18 protein-coding genes, 2 pseudogenes and 1 riboswitch are annotated in these 26,086 nt (G+C 43.6%); of the genes and pseudogenes, 10 read left to right on the forward strand and 10 right to left on the reverse strand.

Translation table 11 applies throughout. The annotated features are described in order from the left end of the window. Nucleotides 1-272: 272 nt before the first annotated feature. Entirely contained in the window at nucleotides 273-1,454 is a 1,182-nt protein-coding gene (locus tag ACRRSY_RS05120; RefSeq protein WP_432464475.1) for an EAL and HDOD domain-containing protein, read from the reverse strand. A gap of 734 nt (nucleotides 1,455-2,188) precedes the next feature. Here ACRRSY_RS05120 and ACRRSY_RS05125 point away from each other — a divergent pair. Further along, complete coding sequence (locus ACRRSY_RS05125; protein ID WP_432454229.1) at nucleotides 2,189-2,449, forward strand: hypothetical protein; 261 nt, start codon at nucleotides 2,189-2,191, stop codon at nucleotides 2,447-2,449. A gap of 197 nt (nucleotides 2,450-2,646) precedes the next feature. Then, nucleotides 2,647-3,000 (forward strand): hypothetical protein, encoded by a 354-nt coding sequence (locus tag ACRRSY_RS05130; protein ID WP_432454228.1) that lies wholly within the window; start codon nucleotides 2,647-2,649, stop codon nucleotides 2,998-3,000. A gap of 1,473 nt (nucleotides 3,001-4,473) precedes the next feature. Here the strand turns inward: ACRRSY_RS05130 and ACRRSY_RS05135 are convergent. Both ACRRSY_RS05135 and ACRRSY_RS05140 read right to left on the reverse strand, forming a co-directional pair. Further along, on the reverse strand, nucleotides 4,474-5,169 hold the full coding sequence (locus tag ACRRSY_RS05135; RefSeq protein WP_432463498.1) for an SDR family NAD(P)-dependent oxidoreductase: 696 nt from the start codon (nucleotides 5,167-5,169) through the stop codon (nucleotides 4,474-4,476). 217 nt (nucleotides 5,170-5,386) lie between these two features. Beyond that, on the reverse strand, nucleotides 5,387-5,845 hold the full coding sequence (locus tag ACRRSY_RS05140; RefSeq protein WP_439033327.1) for a transposase: 459 nt from the start codon (nucleotides 5,843-5,845) through the stop codon (nucleotides 5,387-5,389). Between the two features lie 190 nt (nucleotides 5,846-6,035). On the opposite strand from ACRRSY_RS05140, the pseudogene ACRRSY_RS05145 reads away from it, so the two are divergent. Next, a pseudogene (locus tag ACRRSY_RS05145) lies at nucleotides 6,036-6,641 on the forward strand (IS91 family transposase); the annotation flags it as partial. Nucleotides 6,642-7,099: 458 nt separating this feature from the next. After that, entirely contained in the window at nucleotides 7,100-8,050 is a 951-nt protein-coding gene (locus ACRRSY_RS05150; protein WP_432452353.1) for an IS110 family transposase, read from the forward strand. Nucleotides 8,051-8,084: 34 nt separating this feature from the next. On the opposite strand, the gene ACRRSY_RS05155 is transcribed toward ACRRSY_RS05150, so the two are convergent. Further along, nucleotides 8,085-8,756 carry a hypothetical protein gene (locus ACRRSY_RS05155; protein ID WP_432464476.1) on the reverse strand — a complete coding sequence of 224 codons (672 nt, stop codon included), beginning with the start codon at nucleotides 8,754-8,756 and terminating at the stop codon, nucleotides 8,085-8,087. A gap of 1,296 nt (nucleotides 8,757-10,052) precedes the next feature. On the opposite strand from ACRRSY_RS05155, the gene ACRRSY_RS05160 reads away from it, so the two are divergent. Further along, nucleotides 10,053-10,934, forward strand: coding sequence for a site-specific integrase (locus ACRRSY_RS05160; protein ID WP_432464477.1), 882 nt, complete (start codon nucleotides 10,053-10,055; stop codon nucleotides 10,932-10,934). A 2-nt stretch (nucleotides 10,935-10,936) separates the two neighbouring features. After that, nucleotides 10,937-11,977 carry an IS91 family transposase gene (locus ACRRSY_RS05165; protein WP_432451860.1) on the forward strand — a complete coding sequence of 347 codons (1,041 nt, stop codon included), beginning with the start codon at nucleotides 10,937-10,939 and terminating at the stop codon, nucleotides 11,975-11,977. 262 nt (nucleotides 11,978-12,239) lie between these two features. On the opposite strand, the gene ACRRSY_RS05170 is transcribed toward ACRRSY_RS05165, so the two are convergent. After that, nucleotides 12,240-12,581, reverse strand: a complete 342-nt coding sequence (locus ACRRSY_RS05170; protein ID WP_432464478.1) for a hypothetical protein — start codon at nucleotides 12,579-12,581, stop codon at nucleotides 12,240-12,242. A gap of 464 nt (nucleotides 12,582-13,045) precedes the next feature. Here ACRRSY_RS05170 and ACRRSY_RS05175 point away from each other — a divergent pair, with 464 nt between their 5' ends. Further along, a complete protein-coding gene (locus tag ACRRSY_RS05175; protein WP_432464479.1) occupies nucleotides 13,046-14,026 on the forward strand; it encodes an integron integrase in 981 nt (326 codons plus the stop codon). A 902-nt stretch (nucleotides 14,027-14,928) separates the two neighbouring features. On the opposite strand, the gene ACRRSY_RS05180 is transcribed toward ACRRSY_RS05175, so the two are convergent. Together ACRRSY_RS05180 and ACRRSY_RS05185 are read right to left on the reverse strand one after the other, a co-directional pair. After that, on the reverse strand, nucleotides 14,929-15,693 hold the full coding sequence (locus tag ACRRSY_RS05180; RefSeq protein WP_432464480.1) for an alpha/beta fold hydrolase: 765 nt from the start codon (nucleotides 15,691-15,693) through the stop codon (nucleotides 14,929-14,931). Nucleotides 15,694-15,889: 196 nt separating this feature from the next. Continuing rightward, complete coding sequence (locus ACRRSY_RS05185; RefSeq protein ID WP_432464481.1) at nucleotides 15,890-16,579, reverse strand: pseudouridine synthase; 690 nt, start codon at nucleotides 16,577-16,579, stop codon at nucleotides 15,890-15,892. 623 nt (nucleotides 16,580-17,202) lie between these two features. Here ACRRSY_RS05185 and ACRRSY_RS05190 point away from each other — a divergent pair. Continuing rightward, nucleotides 17,203-18,315: pseudogene (locus ACRRSY_RS05190) on the forward strand (HNH endonuclease signature motif containing protein); the annotation flags it as partial. A gap of 82 nt (nucleotides 18,316-18,397) precedes the next feature. On the opposite strand, the gene ACRRSY_RS05195 reads toward ACRRSY_RS05190, so the two are convergent. Beyond that, nucleotides 18,398-19,621 carry a threonine/serine ThrE exporter family protein gene (locus tag ACRRSY_RS05195; protein ID WP_432454223.1) on the reverse strand — a complete coding sequence of 408 codons (1,224 nt, stop codon included), beginning with the start codon at nucleotides 19,619-19,621 and terminating at the stop codon, nucleotides 18,398-18,400. Between the two features lie 308 nt (nucleotides 19,622-19,929). On the opposite strand from ACRRSY_RS05195, the gene ACRRSY_RS05200 reads away from it, so the two are divergent. Both ACRRSY_RS05200 and ribB read left to right on the forward strand, forming a co-directional pair. Further along, a complete protein-coding gene (locus ACRRSY_RS05200; RefSeq protein ID WP_432454222.1) occupies nucleotides 19,930-21,645 on the forward strand; it encodes an NAD-dependent malic enzyme in 1,716 nt (571 codons plus the stop codon). A gap of 103 nt (nucleotides 21,646-21,748) precedes the next feature. Then, nucleotides 21,749-21,935: riboswitch (FMN riboswitch) on the forward strand. A 158-nt stretch (nucleotides 21,936-22,093) separates the two neighbouring features. Next, the gene (gene ribB, locus ACRRSY_RS05205; protein ID WP_432454221.1) at nucleotides 22,094-22,747 is read left to right on the forward strand and encodes a 3,4-dihydroxy-2-butanone-4-phosphate synthase; all 654 of its coding nucleotides are present in this window, start codon (nucleotides 22,094-22,096) and stop codon (nucleotides 22,745-22,747) included. 214 nt (nucleotides 22,748-22,961) lie between these two features. Here the strand turns inward: ribB and mgrA are convergent, their stop codons facing one another. Together mgrA and ACRRSY_RS05215 are read right to left on the reverse strand one after the other, a co-directional pair. After that, complete coding sequence (gene mgrA / locus ACRRSY_RS05210; RefSeq protein WP_432464482.1) at nucleotides 22,962-23,987, reverse strand: L-glyceraldehyde 3-phosphate reductase; 1,026 nt, start codon at nucleotides 23,985-23,987, stop codon at nucleotides 22,962-22,964. A gap of 97 nt (nucleotides 23,988-24,084) precedes the next feature. Continuing rightward, on the reverse strand, nucleotides 24,085-25,620 hold the full coding sequence (locus ACRRSY_RS05215) for a phospholipase effector Tle1 domain-containing protein (protein ID WP_432454219.1): 1,536 nt from the start codon (nucleotides 25,618-25,620) through the stop codon (nucleotides 24,085-24,087). Nucleotides 25,621-26,086: the final 466 nt, after the last annotated feature.

Consider the following 26,086-nt stretch of genomic DNA (forward strand, 5'->3'; position numbering starts at 1 on the left):
CTAAGGTGGTTATTGTTCTAATATTTGCGGCAGTTAAGCAAGAACTATTCACTATATTTCAGTATAGCGGTGGTTTGGATTGTTTATTCCAGGCGCAGCTGAGCTATGCTCTCCAGTGCCATAAGCGTTGTCATTGTGACAGGAAGCGTGGAGCTTGGTGTTTTATAATTTTAGCCGAAGGCAATCTTGCATATGACGGGTCTGGCTTGAATCAAGCATCAATAGCCGCAAAGCATCACCAAAGAGCAGCTGTTCTTAATAAATAATTTATTTTACAAGAGATTATAAAACTCAAGTAATGTATCTACATTGACTTTTAAGGCTTTGGCATTGGTTTCGAGCCGTTGCCATTGACCAAGTTCAATGGCATCGATCAGTTGCAGCATTTGCCCCCAACGACCGACTCTTGAGGTGAGAGCCTGACTAATATCTTCCGGCAGTTTTAACTGTTGACATATAGCTGTCATCTCTACCGCAAGGATGGCATCAAACAGGGATAATAGACCGACACTATATGCAATATCTGGATCACAGCTTAGCGGATACTGCTTTGTCATGAAAGCTAAGGTTTGAGCTCGTTTTAAGGCATTTGTATAGAGGATCTGTGGTCGATTCACTGCCAGTTCAGAGGTGATCACAATATGGATTAATTTTTTGAGTTCAGCCATCCCCACATAGCTCACAGCATGCTTAATACTGAGAATTGGTTTGCTTACCATACGACAGTTGTCGTTGGCTTTGCTGAGTAGTATCGCCATTAACGCCGCATCGTTGGCGATATTATCGCTAATGTCTTCCACCGACACATTGCTTTGGCCAATTTTATTCAGTAGTTCCAAGAGGTAGAGTTTTCTGGGGGTGAGCACTCGTAGTTTCGACATGCTCGGCTTATAAAAGTGAAACCCTTGAAAAAGCTGGTAGCCATATTCTAAATAGCGATGAAATTGTGATTCGGTTTCGACTTTTTCGGCTAATAGGGTCACGTTAAGTGGCTTAAATCGAGTGGCAATGGCTTTTACATCCTCCTCTGGGGCGACGAGGACATCCACCTTAATTATATCTGCATAATGGACGTATTCGAGCCAAGGGCTACTTAATTCAAAGTCATCCAGGGCAATGGTATAACCTAATTCACGCAGGTTTTTGATGGCTTTTAACAAGGCTTCGGTGGGCTGACAGTGTTCTAAAATCTCTATGACGACACTTTTTTTTGGCAGTAAGGTTGCCTTTTCTTCGAGTAAATCTTGTTCGGTAAAATTAATAAAACTACGATGTTCACTGCCCAACTGATTCAGCACCCCTAAGATAAAATTACCACTGATAATATGGTCGGTTGCTCTGTCTACTTGGTCGGATTGGTTACGAATACTGTCTGCGCCGCGAAACAATAGCTCGTAAGCAACGATTTGATTGGTAGCATCTACAATAGGTTGTTTAGCAAACTGAAACGTCATTAATATTCTTACCATTCAGGATCAAGCTTGAGTTTAATCATGGCAGAATATGAGGTGTTTTATCAAGAGTGGCGTCAATGATATGAGGGGGGGGGCTTATCCTGTGAGCTTATTCTGAAAAATATAAGGCATTATCTGCTTATTTGTGGACGATGAGGCGGTGTTGTTAGGAGTAACGACAAGTTGTGGATTCACTTTTGTTCGATGCAAAAAGGACTAAATTGTGTTGAGTTGTATGTTATTTCGAGAGGTAAGTCGTCAAGCGTCACTTTCCCTTTGAAGTAAAATCAGACTCCTTTCTAGAGGGTATTTTGAGCTGGTGCTACGCACTCAAGGATTCTGCTTTCCCATCGCTGATATTAGCTCGGCTGGTGCTGTTTATTTGATTCAATAGTAAGAGCTAAGCATTCCTTTAAGCTTATCTGCCCCTCGGATGGGCAGAGATATTCACCTTTAAAGCTTATTAAGCTGATATTCGAAAGTCGAGTTCTAAGCTATTGACGCCGATCGGCGACAGCCTTGCGGTAGGCCTGCACAGGCGTCGTCACTCATAGCATTTTATTGCGTCGTTAATCAACAACACCTTCGCTTACTTTACACCTCTAATTTATAGTTAAGTCATTGTTATTTAATTGCTTTTAACTTATGGCCTAAGCCTTGCTATTAGCTTGTTGCCTCGCTGCTTTGTTAGAGCAGCATATTTTAAGAGTGTTCATTATCACAGGAGTTATATCATGAAATTAAAATATACTTTTCCAGTACTAGCCGTGTTTGTTGCGAGTTTGGCGTCTGCCAATGATGATATTTTTAAAGGCTTAGATACCAACCAAGACATGGTTGTGAGTCAAGAAGAAGCGGCTGATTTGCCTATTTTAGCTGAAGTTTGGGCGAGTTTAGATACCGATAAAGATGGGGTATTAAGCCAAACTGAGTTTAATAACCTAGATTTATCTACTGATCCAGCAAAGGCTGAAAATAGTGAGGTGTCTGAATAACTTCTGCTCTAGTTATCGCGAAGTAATCCTTTTGGGTTGCTATCTGGACTTACGGCGGTAGATACATTTGGTCTAGTGATGATGCCGCTTCATCTAAGGTAGTTTCCAGCGCTTAAGCCTGTGCTCGCTTAAGCGCCTTTTTTAAGGTCAAGACGCTACGCCTATGTTGATGGGCATATTATTTACGGAGTTTTATCATGAAATTAAAATATGGCTTTCTCGTCTTAGCCGTGCTGGTAGCCAGTTTTGCTATATATAAGGGCTTAGATCCGAATCAAGAGTTGGTGGGGACTCAAGAACAAGCTGCTGAGTCTACCCAGAATGAATTGAACAACTTGCAATTGTCGGCCGAAGCAGATCAAGCTGCAAATGGCGAAGTGTCTGAAAATAGCGACGTCGTTGTGAATCAGGCGATGCCTAAAGATATCGAGTCGTCTGAAAATGATGCCCCTGCTGACAATCTCCAAGTATCTGAAGATAAGGCGGTCGTTGAAAATTATGAAACGGCTGAAAATAACGAAATTTCTGAAAATAGTGAGGTCGCTGAATAGTTTTCCATTTTAGTTTATCGCGAAGTAATCCTTTTTAGGTTTCTATCTTGCTGAGGCTGGCGAAAACAATGGTCTAGTTATGCTGCGGCTCCAGTTGAGATAGTTTTCCAGCGCTTAAGCCCGTGCTAGCTTAAGCGCCTTTTTATATGCTTTGCGGATGGTTTTCTCAAGACATAAAGCTTGAACCATAAATTTCAAGCCATTGCAGAGTATGTCGCTCGCGGTTTGCTCCAAGGCATACAATTGCCTGAATAATAAAGCGATTATTTGCATCAGTTTGATCGTTGGTAAATGGTCCGCAATACGCAAAGCACTCTTTTCATATATTTTACTCACGGGTGTAAAACCGTCCATAGCATCGGGTTGCCGCTTGTTTCGCAATGCTGAGTTCTCGAGTACATGCGCTAACAATTGTAAATCCTCAATAGTTTGCCAATTATCGCTGATGATTTACATATTTTGTGCTGTTACGCCCGCCGTTGGATATTTAAAGCTTGTTGTATGATGCCGACTCATCATTGTTGTTAAAATCATGTGGTCGAGTTGAAACATTGCTTAATACCTCACTAATTTTACTGCCATGACCCAGAAACTCTAGTGTCGCTGGAACTATAAAGTGACATAAGGACCTGCGTTACATCTAATGCAAATCCAAAATTTGAACCACAGTTTGACATAAAATGGAACCATAGTATGGCATAGTGCATTTCGTATGTTTGCCGCCGGCCAAACACACTTTTGGACAAAAGTGAGTTACGCTGATTGTTTGTTCAAAGGTATGCTGGATTAGATTCAGTATGGCTGAGACGGAGATAACGCCGAAAGCAGCGGCGCGCGTTAGCGCATCCAGCCCGTAGGGCGATGCTGCCTATGTTTGTGTACGCCCATGGGCATGAACTTACTAGCAAATGGCAAGGGCGTTACCGTGAGGGAATGTCTGAAGGAAGCCGGACGCCTTTTTATCTAAAGAGAGGGCGAGCTGATGAACAAAAACATCATATGAGGCGTAGGCTGGAGGCGAGTTGGCACAAGACAACGAAGCCATGTGATCTAACGGCCACCGTAAATGATGCAGCAGTGCAGAGAAAAGAGAAAGTGCATGTTCTACTTCTTATAAACAAAGAGTGGGGAGATCTGCTTAACAAGCTGATCGTTTAACTCACGCCATGGCGATTTAAGCAGACGGCTTTTTTTTTCAGATAAAAAGTCCCAATGCCGTTCTATTGTGTAATGGTTGGGACATGGTGAAGGCCTGAACCTGAAAATCAATGAGGAGCCTGTGCAGCTCATTGTCTCCGTATCCGACCGGACTGAGGAGTCATGGCGCAAAAAAACAGAAGCCATCATTGGAATGCAAAGGAGCTAATCGGCCGTTGTATTTTAACCGTTTTCAGGAAACGCCCTGTGCGGAGCCGCATGCAGGGTGTTGTGGGGGCTGGAGGTTAGATACCTCCGGCTACCCGATTAAATTGCTTACCAAGGTAGCTCACCTGTATCCAAACTTATATAGTCTCGTGTTTTTAGTTTGTTGCATTTCACCATCGCCAGTAATTTTTTTGCTGATAATTCTGGTGTCATGTCAGCATCAGTTGAAGCCATTTTGGTTAATAGTCGTCCCGGGTGTATCGCAACAACTCGAATATTCAAATCTTCTAGATCATCAGCAAGGCAAAGTGTAAGCATATTCTGTGCGGCTTTACTTATGCGATAAGAATATGAGCATCCTGAACCTTTAGCTGCTAATTCAGACTGCATAGTTAATGAGCCTCTACGAGAACTGATATTGATTACAAGGGAATTATGCTTTCTTTTTAAAGCAACTAAAGCCCCCTTAACTGTCGCTAAGACACCTATACAATTAGTTTCAAATTCTTTACGCAAAAACTCAGATTTCGTAGATTCTAGCGTTGGGGCTTTTGTACCCGAACCAGCATTGTTGATAATAACATCTAAGGATATATCGCTTAACCACTCATTTAATAACACTTCATATTTATTAGTGGTCACGTCGCAAATTAAAACATTTGCGTTAGGTAACTCTTTAAGTAAATCAATTTTTGAAGATTCAGTACGTACTACTAAATACAATTCATAACCACAGGCAGAAAATTGTTGTGCTAATGCTAAACCTAACCCTCTATTTGCACCTGTTATTAATACAGAATTCATAATACTCCATTGCAATTTAACAGTATATTAATATGCAAATTCCCATCTTTCACGCATGCGAAGTTACCACCTATCACGCACCACAGAAATTCACATATCCTTTAATATTTAAATTTATCAACAGCATACCAGTCAATCATCATTTTGACCATGCGTGAAAGATGGTCATGTATTTGCAGAAAGATGGGAACCAAATTAACTGTATAAATATGGCTCTTCACCGTTCTTGGTGGAAAGTCATATCAAGCCCTCCAAAGTGAAATAAAATAGCTCGTTTAAAGCGTTCTTTATTTCTAAAACCCATCGAACGTATTTTTAGGCGCTGAATGTTTCCATTTATCGCTTCCGCTAAGCCATTTGATACCTTATAACGCATCGCATTGATGATGTCCTTTAAGTTCGTTTTCACGGTTTCTGCTGCTGTCATCATCGGCCTGATTTGACTGACCTTTATGAGTGCCAACCAATCATTCCAAGCTGCTTTGGCCTTACCTGCATGGCCATACCAAATGGCCCTTGCTTGCTCTTTGAATATCCAGCTCAAGCCAGTATTTTGCATCATTTTGGCCAGCGTATTCACTCTTTCTCTCAATGTCCCATGTAGGTGGCTGTTTCGTTTTAACCATCCATACCGTGTTTGGTGGCACTCTCTTTTTAAATGCTGGGGCAACGCCATGAGTTCGCTTTTTCTCACTTCATTAACCGCTTTAGTGAGGACCTTTACGATATGGAACGTGTAACCATTATTGACTCAGAACCAGGGACTGAAAACAAGGCAGCCACTTGAACATTTCAATAGCTGATGGTCATGGCTGTCTATGTGATTTTGTCCCACGAGTTAGAGTGGGTGTCTCAATAATTATTTGCGTAATCTGCATCCCCACTTACATGTATTGGTGGCCGGTGGGCGCTATCACCGTGCGAAGCAGCAGTGGCATCACTGCAACAAGAAGTACTTGTTTAACGCCTTTGCGCTGGCCAAGGTATGGCGAGGGAGGATGCTAGATGCGCTCAATCAACACCCAAACATCAAGTTGCCCCCGCATATCCCCACCAAATGGGTGGTCGATTGTCGCAACGTAGGTTTTGGGCTGCCCGCGCTACAGTACTTATCTCGCTACTTGTATCGCGGGATCTTATCCGATAACGACATCATCAGTACCGATAATGACCAAGTGAGTTTTAGGTATCTAGATAGCCAAAGCCACACCACCAAAATCCGCACCTTGCCTACCTTAAGGTTCTTAAGGCTTATCTTGGCGCATGTATTGCCCAAGGGATTACAGCGGGTGAGAGATTATGGTTTTTTACGGGGCAACGCCAAACACATATTGCGGCGCATTCAGTTACTCCTGCGAGTGCCGCAACGCGTGAACCTCGCCGCGCTCCAAACCGACAAGCACAGCGCGACCCGGCCATGCCCTTGCTGCCAGCACCCCATGCACTGCACAGGCGTGAGTCGAACGAGCTAGCCGAAAGGCGAACAGGATAAGGAGAATGGCAGGGCTTAACATGAGGATGAATACATACAAAAAATAACAGCTTAGCACCATGTATGACAGGCAAAGGCTTAACGCCATTCACCCAGTCTTAGCCAAACTCGCCTTGTAAAAAGTAACAAGGCCTTGGCCCCGCCAACATCAATACCGTTATTTACTATAGAAGGGAGCATCGGGCTTGTTCAACACCCGAATAAGGTGGCGGCTACGCGACACCTATTCTTATTTGTATGGATAATTATTAAGAAATATGAGTAAAGTGAGACTCAGGCTTAAGCAGCAACTTAAGCTTCTATTTAATAGCTCGATATTCTTAAGGCTCCTTTCAAAGGCCGATAACAAACGTGAGCATTAAGTGGAACTCCAAGCACCACACTCGAATAGTCTACAGGGTCTAGAACCCGTATTACGCAATATAGAGTCAGCTTATTATGAATACAGTAACAAATAAATGTATTAACGTCGGTGTCGATACCGGTAAAGAACAACTTGATGTTTATATTAGACCCCTCGACATTTTCTTCACTGTCTCCAACGATGATAAAGGTATCAAGCAAGCAATAAAAATCATTCAAAAACACACGCCATTACGAGTCGTGATTGAAGCTACAGGTCGATTAGAAATGCCTTTTATTATAGCTTGTCACAATGCCAAACTACCTTATGTAATAGCCAACCCTGTTCATGTAAGACGTTTTGCAGGCGCTATCGGGCAGAGGGCTAAAACAGACAAACTTGACGCAAAACTTATCGCGCACTACGCCGAAGCTATAAAGCCCAATTTAACGACACTAAAGCCAGATTCTATGCGACTCATGGCAGATTTAGTCATCCGAAGAAACCAGCTTCTTTCGATGCAAACAATGGAAAAAAATCGCATGAAAATTATGCCCTCGCAACTCATTCTGACGATTAAACCTATTTTAACTGCGTTTAAAAATCAGATAGAGAAAATTGAAAGCAAGATTATCAAGCTAATTGAAAGTAACCCTGAGTATCAAGCCAAGAATGAGATATTACAAAGCATGCCAGGAATAGGGAAAATTGCAGCGGCGTCTATCATTAGTAACCTTCCAGAGTTAGGGTTAATAACCAATAAACAAGCCTCATCTCTCGTCGGAGTGGCCCCAATGAATCGAGAAAGTGGCCGCTATAAAGGGCTCAGAAAAATTCAAGGGGGACGAGCTCAAGTAAGAACCGTTTTATACATGGCCATGATGTCAGCCATCCAATGTAACCCCATTTTTAAGAGCACATATCAGAGGCTTTTAGCTGAAGGGAAACCTAAAAAAGTAGCCATCATTGCATGCGTAAGAAAGATGGTAACCATCCTAAACTCAATGCTACGAGATGGCGCCTTATGGGATGCAAAAATAATTTAATCTAACTTATTGACACCATAGTCGTTTGTTATACCTATTTAAAATCAGCCTCATTAAGAGAAAGTACTATTTTATTAACATTTTGTATATCAAAAATCAGGCTGATATCGTCTAAATTGCCAAGACTTAATTTTATAGGTTCTTTACCTTTAACCTTTTGAATACAAAGCCTGTACTCAGATTGATGTTTAAATCGAATATCTTTAATAAATGGATTTAATTCTTCACCTCCATTATTCAAATCTTTGTAAGCCACTAAATCACGTCTGTATATGAAACCTTTATTCGACATAAAATTATCTATTCGAGAATAGAACTCTCCAACATTTGCAATCATTACAATCGAATCGTAACCAAAGCGTTTAAGTAATTTAACATCTAATAATGAAGAGAGGTTTGTTAAGTCATTTAATTCGGTTTCGACACGATACATACAATAAACACGTGAATTCTCAAAATGTTCATTAAATTCTCTTACCGTTACGTCCTGTAATTCACCTAAAAATGAGAGTTTTCCAGTATTTTTTTCAACATTGTTAAAAGATACATTTGTGGAGTTAATAATGCGATGAGCACCTTCATTTTTATCTCCAATTTCGAAATTGTCATTATTTCGATATGATTTAAAAGTTCCCATATAAAGTTGTCCCTCTTCTATCAGAGCTTTCATATGTTCTTTCATACCAAATTTAAATAACAGTTTCATTCGTAGAAATAACCTCTATGCATTTAGGTATAACGCCCGCTTAATTTGCTGCCAATTGCTCCGCACTCAAACGGGCCACTTTAATCGCATAAGCCAAACCAGACCAAAAATGCCTTGGGTTGGTAGTCAAGTTGAAGCGTTTGTGTACGCCCAGCATGGGCATGAACTAATGAGGTGAAAGTCCTCTGTAGGAAGGTCACCGTTTAATAACATTCTGATTATTAAACGCTAACTACTAGCGAATGGCAAGGGCATTGCCGCGAGGGAATGTCTGAAGGAAGCCGGACGCAAATCTGCGAGCTGATGAACAAGAACATCATATGAGGCGTAGGCTGGAGGCGAGTTGGCACAAGACAACGAAGCCATGTGATCTAACGGCCACCGTAAATGATGCAGCAGTGCAGAGACAGTGCATGTTCTTATCTGGGGAGATCTGCTTAACAGGCGATCGTTAAACTCGCTAGCTTGGCCGCTAGCTCAAACAGGCCTGGCACTTAAGTCTCATCAACTTAAGTGAGCAAATACGATGAACAACGATAGCGCTATTTGGGGTAACTCAAACGGTGATTAAGCAGAAGTCAGCAGACGGCATAGTAGCCCAACGCCCATCGTAATGGTTGGGACATGGTGAAGGCCTGAACCTGAAAATCAATGAGGAGCCTGTGCAGCTCATTGTCTCCGTATCCGACCGGACTGAGGAGTCATGGCGCAAAAAACAGAAGCCATCATTGGAATGCAAAGGAGCTAATCGGCCGTTGTATTTTAACCGTTTTCAGGAAACGCCCTGTGCGGAGCCGCATGCAGGGTGTTGTGGGGGCTGGAGGTTAGATACCTCCGGCTACCCGATTATAACTACGTTGCCACGAATTTTCCATAGCATTCTTGGCACAACCAATTATTGTTAAACTTATAGGCTTTACCTGAATCAGCTTCAGATGATTTGAAAATAGTCCAATAACAAATTAAACAATGTTCATGGTCATTTTCTACAGTAAAATCAGTAAATGTCCATTTCTGTTGCTTAGACCAATCTACATTCTGTTGGATATCTTCAACATTCCATATTTGATCATGAATTTCGACAGTTTGACTCATATTATCCAGTAGTTATAACGCCGCAATAAGCGGAAAATTATAGTTGGCTAAAATGTTTGAGGAACGAAAAACAGCCAACTGTAAATTTTCCGTTTAATTGCCTTGTTGAACGAAGCCGCTCTGCGGCAGAGTGCATAGCACCTGATATCTCATACTCAATGTGACACGGCCAATCGGTCGTGATGAACCGGAGTATGCAGCATGAACCCTACCCAACAACATCGTTATCATGTTTTATATAAACAACACCTTACCAATTTAACCTTACAAGGGAAACGACCAGCCACCATTGATGCGTACTCGCGTGCGGTACGTCGGATTTCTGCCCACTTTGACCGCTCCCCCGATACCTTAAGCACCGCTGATTTAAAGGCCTATTTTGCTCAACTCATTAGCAGCCATTCTTGGAGCACCGTGAAGCTAGACCGCAATGGCTTGCAATTTTTTTATCGCTACACCCTCGAGAAACAATGGCAGTGGCTAAACATTGTGAAGCCTCCTCAAGTGAAGCGCTTACCCGATATCTTAAGCCCTGCGCAAGTCGGCTTAGTGATAAGCATGACGTCGCAACCGCGCTATCAAGTCTTCTTCTTGGTGTTGTATTCCATGGGGCTGCGATTGAGCGAGGGCTTACACTTAAGTATTCATGATATTGATAGTCAGGCCATGCAAATCCATGTGCGGGATGCTAAAGGCGGCAAAGACCGCTTCGTGCCCATGCCGCGTCGCACCCTTCAGGTTTTACGTCACCATTGGCAAAGCCATCGCCATGCTCGTCTGCTGTTTCCACGCCAAGGTAAACAGGTGGATGTGCCTATGGATAAAGGCGGCGTACAAAAAGCCTTGAAGCGGGTATTGCGCGATTGCGGTATTCATAAACCTATTAGCCCGCATTCGCTGCGCCATTGTTATGCCACCCATCTGCTTGAACAAGGCTTGGATTTACGCTCCTTGCAACACTTGCTGGGACACGCCAGTTTAAATACCACTGCACGTTATACCCAGTTGACCCAAGTGAAGCAATTAGATGCCGTAAAGGCAGTGAATAAACTCACTGACTCTCTCACACTCATGTGGCCGTAACCATGAGCACCTTTATTGATTTACTTCACCAACATGAGGCCGAGCTTGCACCGCTTTTAAGGGCGGATGCTAAACGGGCAATGTATGCCATGCTGCGTTGTAAAACTGAGCAACAAGGTCACAGCCTTTGGCAGTGTGAACATTGCCCGCATCAAGACCAATTGACGCTGTCTTGCGGCCATAGGCATTGCCCCCAGTGCCAACACCATTGCACCACTGGCTGGTTAACTCGCCAACAACACAAGCTGCTACCCACGACTTACTTTATGGTGACCTTCACCCTGCCTCATGAGCTAAGGGCTTTAGCCCGCGTGCAGCCTAAAGCCTTATACCAAATCATGTTCAAGGTGGTATCAAGCCTGTTAAAGGACTTTGCCAAACGCCAGAACCAGGGGGAATTAGGGTTTACCGCCGTACTGCATACCCATAGCCGCCAGCGTAACCTGCATCCCCACTTACATGTATTGGTGGCCGGTGGGCGCTATCACCGTGCGAAGCAGCAGTGGCATCACTGCAACAAGAAGTACTTGTTTAACGCCTTTGCGCTGGCCAAGGTATGGCGAGGGAGAATGCTAGATGCGCTCAATCAACACCCAAACATCAAGTTGCCCCCGCATATCCCCACCAAATGGGTGGTCGATTGTCGCAACGTAGGTTTTGGGCTGCCCGCGCTACAGTACTTATCTCGCTACTTGTATCGCGGGATCTTATCCGATAACGACATCATCAGTACCAATAACGACCAAGTGAGTTTTAGGTATCTAGATAGCCAAAGCCACACCACCAAAATCCGCACCTTGCCTACCTTAAGGTTCTTAAGGCTTATCTTGGCGCATGTATTGCCCAAGGGATTACAGCGGGTGAGAGATTATGGTTTTTTACGGGGCAACGCCAAACACATATTGCGGCGCATTCAGTTACTCCTGCGAGTGCCGCAACGCGTGAACCTCGCCGCGCTCCAAACCGACAAGCACAGCGCGACCCGGCCATGCCCTTGCTGCCAGCACCCCATGCACTGCACAGGCGTGAGTCGAACGAGCTAGCCGAAAGGCGAACAGGATAAGGAGAATGGCAGGGCTTAACATGAGGATGAATACATAAAAAAAATAACAGCTTAGCATCATGTATGACAGGTAAAAGCTTAACGCCATTCACCCAGTCTTAGCCAAACTCGCCTTGTAAAAAGTAACAAGGCCTTGGCCCCGCCAACATCAATACCGTTATTTACTATAGAAGGGAGCATCGGGCTTGTTCAACACCCGAATAAGGTGGCGGCTACGCGACACCTATTCTTATTTGTTATAACTACGTTTTACACGAACCTATAAACTTACTATTTAACTCTGGGATACTTTTAGAACGTCCATTTAACCAATAAGGCATTAGGTGAACTTTACTAAAAGATGGCAACTCAACTTCAATTGATTTGCCATTATGGATCAGGTTACCTCGAAAAACCCAATACCTTCCATCAGCTCCCCATCCATGATGGACCACTCTAGTTATAGTGACCTTAGTTCCTGCATCAAGAGAAAACAGCATAGTTCTTTGTTTTTCGAATGCCAATTTATCAAAATGCGTTTTGTCGAATGAATCTCGCTGTTGCAGATAGTTTTCCCAGTTTTTTGGGAATACACCTTCTCCCATCGTTTGAATGCTGTTACAAAGCTCACTGTTATCATTAAATCCCGATAAATCAGCACAGCGCCCCTCGTACACAAACGCAGGTTGTACGAGCTCAAAGCATTGATTGGTTATTTTGGAGGCTTCATTACTCTCAGTTAGGTCTACAGACGAAATACAACCTAAAAGAAACAATAATGGTGTAACTAAAATATAGCGTCTAATGACAACCTTCCTTAGTAGTTATAACGCTAAGTAGGCCGCACGTGCGGTCTATCCCATTCAATGAGCGCGCGTCCTATCACAAAAAACATGATCTTCATCACGTTCGCTCATCAATTTATGATTTGATATTAACCCATTGTCTACCTTAGTTTTTTACTCGGAATCAATCAATCATCGATCCATTTCTATCATTGATTACTTTGACAAATGACGCAAACGAAACTAAAAATACTGTATATATATACAGACAAAAAGTGCGCAACATGTCAAACACACCATTGCGGCTCCAGCAGCGATTTAGAAATACGATTTATCAGCACCATTACAGTATTCGCACCGAGCAAACCTATTGGCATTGGATAAAACGTTTTTTGTATTTTAATCACAAGCAGCACCCAGCAAAGCTCGGAGCTGCTGATATTGAACGATTTCTAACTCATCTAGCGGTCGATAGGCAAGTCGCTCCGGCGACTCAAAACATCGCATTTAATGCCTTAATGTTTCTCTATAACAAAGTACTACGTATCGAAATGATTGGAATTCAGGCGAAACGCGCGAAAAAACAAGTCAACATTCCCGTAGTTTTTACTCGAGCTGAAGTGAGCCAAGTGATTGCGAATTTACCCGCGGATTATCAGATCATGGCTTCACTGCTTTACGGTTCGGGACTAAGACTCAGTGAATGCTTGAGATTACGGATTAAAGACTTAGATTTTGATCAAAATACAATCACCGTACGGCAAGGCAAAGGAAATAAAGATCGCGTGACTTTGTTACCCCCTAACTTGATCCCAAAGCTTCGCGATAACATTCTCCTGAGCAAAAGTGTTTTTGCTCACGATATGAGTCTACATAATGCTGGAACGACGATGTCTTACGCGTTAGCCCGTAAGTATCCACATTCTCAACGGTCGTTTTCTTGGCAGTTTTTGTTTCCTTCAACTCGCCTGTGTATCGACGCTAGAACAGGTGAGCTCAAACGCCATCATATTCATCATAGTGTGCTCCAAAAAGCAGTCACCAAAGCCGTGCGTAATGCCGGTATAAATAAGCCTGCAAGTTGCCATACCTTTAGGCACAGTTTTGCCACCCACTTATTAGAACAAGGGACTGATTTAAGAACTATACAAGAATTACTTGGCCATCAGGATGTAACAACGACTGAGATTTACACGCATGTTATCGGTCGTCATACCACGGGCGTCAAAAGCCCTTTAGAGTGCTTGGTTCAAGTTGCAAAATAGATGATTTTTGACAAGACCATCGAACAGGTTTTTGCATTCTAGCTGGTGATTAAACTTGGATCGTAAAATCTGATTCAAAACCATTGTTTTGGTATGGAAAGAAACATGGGTGATTGCGTTGTTCGTTAGAAGGCGTAACACGGAATGGGGCAAAAGTTGCTCAGACTGATTTGTGCAACAGGCTGTTGCACAATTGTGCTTAAACTAAACTGAGCAATAAACAACAGAATAAACAAGACACCCATTCTAAAAACAAAAACCTTTCACACTCTCGATAGCCAAGATTACGCTTTTAAATCCCATCATCTTCGCCAAGTAGCGCAAATGAACAAGGGAGCAAAGTTGAAGTCTGTTTGAGCGTAGCAAGTTACTTCAACGCCCTTGTGAGTGAGCAACGGAGGATCTAAGAAGGTGCTGGGTGGCCTTTCTTTTGTATACTTTTCTTTGGCCAGCAAAGAAAAGTATATCGCCGTCAGGGCGAAACCCTCACTAACAGATCGATCCAAAACTAAATGATAAAAACGAGACTAACAGCTCCCCAAAAAAATAAGTTAACTCGTTTTGGGGCAAAAGCACGTGAGTGTTGCGATAACTCGACAAACACTATTGGTTAGTAATCATTCTTCAACTCATACTAATCTAACTCATTATTTGTTCATTTTTGCAGGCCTAAATCATCGTTAACTGCGTAATGTATCTTGTAATTAGAGTCACTCGTTACTGCTCTTCATGCCTTGTTATCGGTAGATTTATGTTGCGTAATAAGTTGCTCACATAATCAATCAGATTGGTTGCGCATTGGTCTGGTGAACGTTGCATTAGTTTCGCAAAGCGTGATCAACTGGGATGTGAGGGTTTAAGCTGACGCTTCGAGTGCGTCAGCGTATCGGATAAGACTGTTTTTAAAGAATAAAATTTGCAATTGTTTTGGCGACCGCGCTTGGGTTTTCCCACAACATGGAGTGACCAGACTCGGGAATGACGTCCACTTGAACGCCCACTTTAGGAAGCTTGGTATAGTCATCATCGGGCAATGAGTATTCCCCAAAGAGTACCATTTTGGGGCGTGGAAACGCGATCAATTGTTGTCGCCATGACGGAATCGAACCCGTCATCAGAGAACTCGATAGTTGATGCACCGCGCGAGGGTTGGCAACCTGCATTGTTCCCGCCCAAACATGGTTGTCATTTGAGATACAATCTTGAATTTGTTGCTGATGACCATGCTCGCAATAATCGGCTAAGGGCTGATTAGCGATGCCTTGACTAAAAAAACCACCGCCAGTATCTAAATTTGGCTCTGAGAGTATAATTTTTTCAACGCGTTCTTGGCTCAGAGACGCCAGCGCTATTGCGATTGCTCCACCGGCACTATGTCCAAAAACTGCAAATTTAGTTAATTTAATGGCTTCAATTAGTCCCAGTAGCGCTTTGGCATGCGCCTCGACAGAGTAAGCAAATGTTGGCGGGTGATCGCTAAATCCAGCGCCAAATAAATCAACCATAATACAGCGATGTCCAAGCAGATATTGATTTGCAACTACGCTAGGGTAGTCACTTGATGAGGCACATCCTAAACCATGGATAAATAGAATGGGGAGCTTTTCACCAGGAATATCGTGATATCGCAAAACGGCTTGATATTTTTCATCATAATGAGCGTTCATATAAATCCTAAGTGTGAATGTTGTGTCAATGCAACGTCGATTGGCAGGCAAGCGTAGCGAAGCGTGTGGATCAGAGTGTATAACAATAGGTGAGCGGTTTAGGCTATATTTTATGATTTGTCACTCTATATTTCGTTGATTTAAAACAGTAATTTTAAGCACTTGGCGCATTGGGAAGTAATTTGAAATGGCGGGTTTACTTGGTGAATGATTGGATCTCATCGTTTGTTAAATCACGCCATTGCCCAGTCTTAATATCTAGGCTAACTTCGCCAATTTTTTCTCGATGTAAAGACAACACTCGGTTACCCACGGCCGCGAACATCCGTTTTACCTGATGGAATTTACCTTCGGTGAGGCTTAACAGCACCTCGGTTGGCGTAATTAATTCTAAGTGAGCAGGCAGGGTGAGTTGTGGTTCCCCTTGTAATTGAATGCCTCTTTTAAACAGAGAGCGGGCGTCTTCCGTTATTTTTTTTGATAAACCCACCCGATACACTTTACTGCAGTGTTGGCTTGGCCGCGTGATATTAAATGACCAACGTCCATCATCGCTGATTAAAACCATCCCTGTGGTATCGACATCTAAACGTCCCGCAATATGCAGTTCGGCGACGTTTTCAAGATCTAAATAGTTGAACAATGATGGATAAACTTCATCGATGTTGGAACAAATGGCTCCCGCGGGTTTATGCATCATGATGTAACGAAAAGGTCGTGTTTTGAGCGGGTTGCCATTCAACAGGATGATGTTGTTTTCATGAACTTGAGTCGCTTCATTGTTTGCGATATCGCCATTTACCTGCACTTGGCCTGAATGAATCCGTTGGCTTGCTTCGATTTTTGTTAAGTTGGTACTTTTACAAATAAATTTATCAAGGCGCATATTGACAACAGATTAGGTGAAAGAGTTGATTATTATCCGGAACTCTCGCGAATGATCAAATACTCTGGCTGATTTCTCCATTGGTTTTTGTTGATATGTTTACTCTGGGCTTATCCTAAGGTGAAGAATCCCGAGGTGAGGAGAGAGTTTTGAGCAGATTTAGGCAATGTGCGAATTGCTTGTCTGTATCGCTACCGTCAGCTTGTTGTTAAACACCACAAAATAGCAGCTAGATATCGATTAAAACTCAATTAAATGTGATGAGCATGGCAAATAAATTGTCAACCGATTGGTCAGGTTTTGGTGGCTGCTATGCTCAAATTTTGAGCGGTCAATATACAGAGTGGATCAATCGCTGTTCAGAAACGCGCTTGCAAAGGTTCGCCGTTAAACTTATTGCGCAGAATAAATCTGTCGATAATCAGGCGTAAAGTACAGTAACTAGTGGTTCTAATTACAAAATATGTAACGCTGTTGGCGCTGATTTAGGCCAGCAAGATGAACCGATAATGAGTGAGATGGGTATAACCAAGGGATTGGATGAACAGATGAAAAAATTACGCTTATGGGGAGCTTTGCTGTTCGCTCTACTTTTTTCTTCGCAAGCAGTATTCGCCGCAGATACATGTAGTGCTCATCGTCTGAATCTGTCGTTATTGACTGATAATTACGCTTCAGAAACAAGCTGGAAAGTATTGAGTGGTAATATTTTAGTCGCCAGTGGTAGTGATTATAGTAGCAATAAACAGTACACCGAGACCCTATGTCTTGAGGATGGTGATTACAGCTTTATTATCGACGATAGTTACAATGATGGGATCTGTTGCGGTTATGGGAGTGGCAGTTATAGTCTCACAGCAAACGGTTCAAGCTTAGCTAGCGGTGGAGAATTCACCAGCTCTGAAAGTACCAACTTTAGCTTTAGTTCTGACAGCTCTGCTGGCAGTGGTTATTCTTCGAGTCACACTGATAGCTATTATGCGGCGACTGCGGGCCTAAGCGGTGATGCACTTAAAACTGCTCTTTATAAGCTCATTAAAGAGCACCGCTCGCAAAGCTATAGTGCTTTGTGGTCGTTTTACAGCACTTATGAGCAAGATCAGTATTATGAAAACGACGCTAGCATTGTTGATATTTACTCCGAGCGTCCGAGTGCTAGTGATCCCTATCTCTTTACGCCAAGCAGTGATCAATGTGGTTCCTACACTGGCGAAGGAGATTGTTATAACCGTGAGCATTCTTTTCCTCGAAGCTGGTTTGGTGGCGCTGTTTCTCCGATGAATACCGACATCCATCATGTTTTCCCTACCGATGGTAAAGTGAACGCTTACCGCAGCAGCTATCCCTATGGGGAAGTTGGAACCGCGACTTATACTAGTAAAAATGGCTCCAAGCTCGGCTCTGCGGCATCTGGCCTTGGTTATTCGGGAATGGTATTTGAACCGATTGATGAGTTTAAAGGTGATATCGCTCGCGCTTACTTTTATATGGCGACTCGCTATCAAAATTTAATTGCCAACTGGGAAAACAATAGTCGTTATGGCAACGCTGTATTAGATGGCTCTAGTGAGCAGGTCTTTGAAGCTTGGACACTGCAAATGTTGAAAAATTGGAATAACGCCGATCCGGTGAGTCAGAAAGAGCGAGACCGAAACGACGCCGCATTTATTTTTCAGGGGAACCGTAATCCATTTGTCGATCATCCTGAGTATATTGGTGAAATTTGGGGAAATTAAAAGCTTGTTTGATGAAACCAGCCTGGACTCAATCAGTGAGAGGCGCGGTGCGCCTCTCACTGTGATGTCTTAAAAGGTGTGGCTACAAAGAACTGCGTGGCGGAATTGCCACATTTGCAAATAAGATCCCCCCAACAATCGACATGAAAATTAAGAAGGTTTGTGAGCCGATGTTGGGAATACTGACCAATGATTCGCCAAATACCATAGAGTTTAAACTAAGGTAGGCTTTGCTGCCTGGGACTAACAACACAATCCCTTGTAGCAGTACCACTGATGCGGGGGATTTGGTGAGTTTGGCAAATAAGTTGGCATATAACGTCACCACGAAAGCGCCCACGAAGGGGCCTAAGGCGTCGCCTAAATAGACACTGCCAAGTAATGCGGATGCATAGGCGATAGCTCCCGACAATAAGCCCCAAATCATATCTTTATTGCGCATCTTAAACACAATGCTTAGGCCAAGAGAGAGCAGTAAAACTCCCAACCATTTAATCCACCAGGTACTGGTGGCGTATTGATGTAAATCTACTTGTCCCCAGACCAGAGAACCAATCGCCATCCCTAACACGGCACCAAAATACAGTTTAAATAACACCATGCTGCCATCCATTACTCGCGCAGTTCCCGACATTAATTCACGAGCGGCCAGCTCGGTGAGCCCAAGTGTAAGCGATAAGCCGGGGATCAGGATGATGATGGAAGATAAGATAACAATGCCGATATCAAGCTCGGGCAAAAATTGGCCTAGCGACACCGCGACAAAGGAACAGACCAAGGCGGCAACGGGTTCTAAGGCTTCTGAAAAATCGTCTGAGCGTTCTGCCTGTCGGGCTAAGTAATAACAGACAATGCTTAATAGGCTGGCACATAAAATGGTGAGCCAATCGGCAGCCATTAACATCGCAAAGCCGCCGCCAGTAATCGCGTAGGCCCCAAGCATGATCATTGGCGGATAGGGTTCGGGAAATTGCGCCCATTTGTTGAGGCTGTCCATCGCTTCGCCGAGCGTGATTTGTTGGTTGCTGACCTTTTCCACCAGTTGGTTGGTTCTGGCGAGCATACCCAAATCGATTTCACCGGGCTTGACACGCATCACGTAATTGTATTCTTGGGTATCATCGGGCGCCCAAAGTACAAAGGTGAGTGAGGTTGGAGTGACTAAAAAGTAGCCGTCCAAGCCAAGAGTTTCCGCAACATTTCGTAGATGAGACTCTAAACGAAAGGCTGGGGTGCCGTATTTATGCAGAGCTTTGCCAAGTTTAATAATGAAGTTTCTTTTTACTTCAAACAGTGATTGTTTCAATGTGGGGGTTGCTAAAAAGTGGAGATGGCTAATTGTATATCAGTCGGCACACATTGGTGTATAGCACTGGCTAATTAAATCGAGTTTGATTTCGTTTGAAGGTGATTTTAGCCGCTAAGTGCTGCCTTGTTTCAATATTTATCCCCTGATCTTGCGAATCATCTCAAAAAGGACTGCGCGGACGGCAAATTATTTGTTAGTTGATTAAATTTAGACGATTTTTGAATGAAATAGCGTACAGATGTAGTGGGATCATTTACTATTTAACTTTGTTCTATCTTTTCTTACGCGCTGTCTCGGAGGACAACATGCCTACAGGTAAATATTTACGCTGGAAAGACGAAAATGGTAACGAATTTCGCCCAGTTTCAATTTCTGGAACCGCACTACTGAACGATCGCACTTTGAATAAAAGTACTGCCTTTAGCTACGAAGAGCGAGAAGCCTTTAACTTAAATGGTCTGTTACCTCCCAAGCCACAAACTTTCGATGATCAGTTGCAGCGAGTCTATCAAGGCTTTTTGAGTGCTTGTAGTGATATTGAAAAATATCAATATCTACGGGCTCTGCAAGATCGCAACGAAACCCTGTTTTATGCCTTGATTTCACGCCATGTTGAAGAAATGACGCCGATCATTTATACCCCAACCGTGGGTAAAGCCTGTCAAGAATTTAGCCATCGCTATCAAAAAGCCCGTGGTTTATATGTGACCGCAGATAACATCGATCACATGGGAGAAATGGCACGCCATTTTGCCGGCAAAGAAATTAAAATTATTGTCGTGACCGACAGTCAAGGGATCCTTGGTTTGGGTGATTTAGGCATCGGTGGTATGGGGATCCCGATTGGCAAGTTGTCTTTGTATACCTTAGGGGCAGGCATTCATCCTGCACATTGTTTACCGGTGGCTCTTGATGTGGGAACGGATAATCAAGATCTATTGGCAGACCCTATGTACTTGGGGATGCCGAAGAAGCGGATGCGAGGTGAGGAATACCAGAATTTCATCGAAAAGTTTGTAGCGCAAACTAAGTTACATTTTCCTAAAGCCGTTTTGCAATGGGAAGATTTTAGTAAATCGAATGCCTTCGATAATCTTTCAAAATATGAAGATGTATTACCTTCATTTAATGACGATATTCAAGGCACCGGATCGGTGGTATTGGCTGGGGTGATTGGTGCAACCAAAATTAAGGGTGAAACCTTGGCTGACCAGGTGTATGCGGTTTATGGCGCAGGCGCTGGTGGGGTCGGCGTTGCCGATCAAATTTTTGCGGGTTTACTCAAAGAGGGCTTAAGCCATCAAGATGCGCGTGACCGAATTTATATTTTAGACTCTCGCGGCGTGGTGTTTGATAACCGCGAAGGTTTAGATGATTATAAAAAGCGTTACGCCAAACCAATTGGATTTGCCGAGGATTGGCCTTTGGCCGAAGCCGGAAAGGCCAGTTTAAGTGAACTGATCGATAACGTTGCGGTGACCGTGTTACTTGGTTGTAGTGGTGTCGGCGGGGCATTTAAAGAAAGTCATGTGAAGAAAATGCTCGATTATACTTCGCGGCCAATGGTGTTTCCTTTGTCTAACCCGACCAGCAACTGTGAAGTCTTGCCCGAAGAAGTCTACCGTTGGACCGATGGCCAAGCCATTGTCGCAACCGGAAGCCCCTTTGATGATGTAGAACACAATGGTCAGCGCTACCGCATTGGTCAGGGAAACAACGTATTCATTTTCCCTGCTGTGGGCTTAGCAACCATCGTTTCTGGGGTGAAAAAAATCACCATGGAAATGTTTACCACCGCATCGTTTGCGTTAGCTGAGTATGTTTCGCAAGAAGATCTAGACAGTGGTTGTGTATTCCCAAGAATGCGAGAGTTAAAAGAAGTCTCTAGTTTTGTGGCTAAAGCAATTTTGAAACAAATTAAAGAGACCGATCCAGATGGCTGCCTTAGTGGCAAAGATATAGAGCGTGAAATTGCCGATCATATGTGGGAGCCGATTTATCTGCCTTACCGCCGGGTATAGCAGAAAAATTTCTTCATCATGAGCAGTAAGGGCCTTAGGGCCCTTACTTGTTTTTGGGCCAATTTAGGTGCACCATTAGGTCTGGCACAGTATCGTTGTGCCAGAACATTCTCAGGGCGGGGTGAAATTCCCCACCGGCGGTAGTTAAGTTTTCTTAAAAGCCCGCGAGCGCCCAGTTGATTCTGGGGTCAGCAGATCTGGTGCCGATTGAGTCCATGACTCAAGCGAAATCCAGAGCCGACGGTAATTTGCAGCTGTGCTGTAATCAGTCCGGATGGAAGAGAATCAACAAGTAGTATTTGCAGTACGGCAACTAAGCGTAAGCTTATTGCTGTGTTGTTGGATTGGTGCTGCTTTAGATAAAAAAGCATAAAGTGTCACTTTATGTTTCAATTCCTGCGTGCCCTGATTCTGGAAAACCTAATGTTGTTATTAAAGGATTTTAACCATGAATCAGTCTTTACTTGCCCAATATGGCAATTCTAATCAACGTGTTGATGCTGCGCTTGATGCGCTTCGCAAAGGCCAAGGCGTACTGGTGGTCGATGATGAAGACCGTGAAAATGAAGGCGACCTAATATTTTCCGCTGAGTCGTTAACTCAGCCACAAATGGCGATGTTAATTCGTGAATGTAGTGGCATCGTCTGCTTGTGTTTAAACGATGATAAAATCAAGGCTCTCGATTTACCGCCCATGGTGAGCGATAACTCTAGCCAGTTTGGTACCGCCTTTACTGTGAGCATCGAAGCAAAACAAGGGGTGACGACCGGAGTGTCTGCGGCCGATCGACTGACCACCATACAAACTGCGATTGCTGATGATGCCAAGCCGAGTGATTTAGCTCGCCCTGGTCATGTATATCCACTGAGAGCCCAACCTGGCGGAGTATTTACTCGCCGAGGACATACCGAAGGTACGGTCGATTTGATGATTTTAGCAGGGCTTAAACCGGCGGGTGTCTTGTGTGAAGTCACCCTAGCGGATGGCACAATGGCGCGATTACCTGAAATCGTTCAGTTTGCCCAGCAACATGGTATGCCTGTATTGACGATTGAGGATATCGTTGAATATCGCAGAGCTTTATTAAGCCAGGTCGGTTAAGCTTCAAAAGCTTTCCACAGCGCAAATAAAAGGGGCCGAGGCCCCTAATCGATTTAAGCGTTTAGTACTTATTGTTGTTGTAATTATGTAAAATGACTTTAATTTTATTCTAACTAAATAAAAAATATATGCAGTCCAGAATTAAAGTATTTTATGGCTTATTTGTCAATAATGTGACTTGAGCTGGATTTAATATTGAGAGCATAATTCTCTTTCAAAGTGCAGTCCCCGCCAGTATATATTCAATGCTTGATAATTCTTCAGTGCTAAAGTCTAGCTTATCAAGGGCTTTCACCGAATCGTAGAGTTGTTCGGTGCGACTCGCCCCGATTAGGCAGGTAGTGACTGCATCATTACTCAGGGTCCAGGCGATGGCCATTTGCGCAAGGCTTTGTTGACGAGCTTCCGCAAGTTGATTTAACGCCGCCACTTTGGCTATTTTTTCTGCAGAAATATCGCTTTGTTTTAGATGAATGATCTCGTTGCGCGATGCTCGTGAGTTTTCAGGGATCCCATTTAAGTACTTATCCGTTAAAACCCCCTGTGCCAGTGGCGAGAAAACAATGCTGCCAATACCCTGTTGTTTTAAGACATGGCACAAGCCATCTTCTATCCAGCGGTCAAACAGATTGTAACGTGGCTGGTGAATCAGCAGCGGTGTGCCGAGCTGCTTTAAAATAGCCGCTGCTTGTTCGGTCTGTTCGGCAGAATAGTTGGAAATCCCGATATATAGGGCGCGACCCGAGCGCACTAAATAATCGAGAGCCTGCATGGTCTCTTCTAGCGGAGTCTCGGGATCTGGTCGGTGGTGATAAAACACGTCAAAATAATCTAATCCTGTGCGTTTTAGGCTTTGATCACAGCTCGATACTAAGTATTTACGCGAGCCGCCACTGCCATAGGGGCCTGGCCACATATCGTAGCCAGCCTTACTGGAAATAAATAGTTCATCGCGGTAGCCAGCCAAGTCTTGTTGCAGGATTTTGCCGAAGGTTTGTTCTGCTGCCCCGTAACTAGGACCATAGTTATTAGCTAAATCAAAGTGATTAATGCCTAAGTCGAAGGCGGTTCGCAATAGGTTTCGAGCATTTGCCAGTGGATCGCTTGAGCCAAAGTTTTGCCATAAGCCAAGCGCAAGTCGGGGAAGTTGTACACCACTCTGTCCACAACGCTGATATTGCATCTTTTGGTAGCGTTCGGGGTTAGCCACGTAGATAGGATTAGGGGTTGTTGTAATCAATGAGTCATTTCCAAACAGCAAGTACTATCGTATTATAAATAAAATTATTGATAAGCGCGAGCCCTAAGTCGCGCGAAGGTCGTATTATTTGTTTGATTTATAGACGTTGCACTTGAACCCGCAGATGGCCCGTATTGTTGCCGTAGTAGCTATTTAAGTCGTTGGCAAATAAACATAACTCTCCGGTCTTGGTGGCCGTGAACTGGATCCGATTACCCACATAGAAGGCGTCCTCATCACTGTCATGAATAGTGGCGCATAAACTAAACCAATCGGCATCTGGCACCCGCCGATATGCCTCACTAATTTGTATGGGAAGCTCGCCTAGACCCAGTTTCACATCACTGCGATCCCAGCCCTCACCATCAACCTCTTGCAAATTGCCGTCTTTCCAACGAGCTTGATGGGTATTCTCAATTAAATACTGTTTGCCTTTCACTAAGATGATCCCTGTATGATTGTATTTTCGATGCGCTAATACTTTGCTTGTGATGGGCTGATCGGCCAGTTGATAGTTGTTTAATAAGCCGAGTTCATGAATGGCGGTCCCTTGAGATGGTTCTGGTGCGGTGCGCCAAGGGTCATACATGATTTGGTGTGAGACATTTTTTAGCGATTTGGGGCGATAATTACGATCCCCAGCGATGCGTAAAGCGACGGAAATGTGAACTTTCGGCTTGATGTTGGGTGATACTTGGTCATTTTCTAAGGCGCAGCACAAGCGGTCATCAACGGTGAAAAATGTTGCTAAAAGGCCGCGTTGCTGTTGATGATTCACCCCGTAGCAATAGGGTTCAATTAACATGTCATCGATACTAATGTTTAAGCGGGAGTTATCGGGGAAAATACTTAAGTAATCGATGGTGGAGGGGCTGTTAAATTGAATGTTTAAGTCGTCGAGGTTCTCCAGCCAATCCATGGCAAAGCGTAAACTGGTATCGGATAAGCCATCATAATTATACCCACCACCGACGTCGGAATGGGCGCCTGCAAACCATATTTCGGTTACTCGTTTATCGATATTCATTAAGGTCGGCTGAAAGGCGGCCCGTTTATCATCAAGTGATAGCATATGCAGTGCATGGCAAACTTTGTTTGGGAGAGTATGACCATATTCAAAAACAACGTCAGTGCTGGGGCGTTCGGATTTTTTCAAGTTGGGCAGTCCAATGGAGGCTACGGTATCAAATACCACTTCGATGATCTTGAAACTGGCGTTGGGATAATCACGTGAAATAATGGAGGCAAAACGTCGCGCTAGTGCAGCCCCGCGACTGAAACCAGTAATTAGAACCTGTTCGGGGGGATGCAGCTGATAGTGTTTGGCAAAGTCTTGCTTGGCAGAGGCTAAAATGGTTTTCACATCTGAATTTTCCAAGGCTAAGCCGGCATTAAATTTACGTTCAAAGTAATTTCCATAGGTTCCCACGCCTTTGTAATAAAAGCTGACACAGTGCTTACCTAAGTCGCTTTTCCCATTGTGATCTCTTAAATTGCCGCCAAGCAGTAAATGTAGTTTGAGGATATTGGTTATGCTGTCATCTTCAATAACACCACTGTCTCGCTTGTCTTGCATTGCATCTGCAGGTTCGTTATCTGTACCATCAAAGTTGAATATTAGTAGGTTTTCCATTGTTGCTATCTCCTGGGTTATTTTACTAACCCTAGTTGGCTAATTAATAATCAGCAAAGTAATCGAGGTGAAGATAAGCTTGGTGTCCGACGGAGGGAAAATACCGTTGGATACAGGCCCACTCATCCGCTCGATATCTAGCTTTGGGGGGCCAAGAATAGGGGGATCAGTTTCGCCAAATGAATTGCGCCATAGTGATTTATTGCTCTCTATGTCAATAAATCGAAGAGAGTTTGCTTCAGAGTGATGTGTTACTCGTGCGGATGATAATTAAAAAGTCATTTAATTCAATACGTTGTAATTTTTTAGCGATGATTGCGTTGGCATGGTTAAGTGCCTGTACTCGCACTGTGGGCATGTTTGAGTAGATCCAAGAGTGTGCTCCTACAAGAGCGTGCACCTTTTGTGCTAATTATGCGGGGATTTGGCAAGTGATTTCTTCCATTGATGCTGCCGACGGTCATGG

This window comes from Agarivorans sp. QJM3NY_33 (genome assembly GCF_050870865.2).
Lineage (GTDB): Bacteria > Pseudomonadota > Gammaproteobacteria > Enterobacterales > Celerinatantimonadaceae > Agarivorans.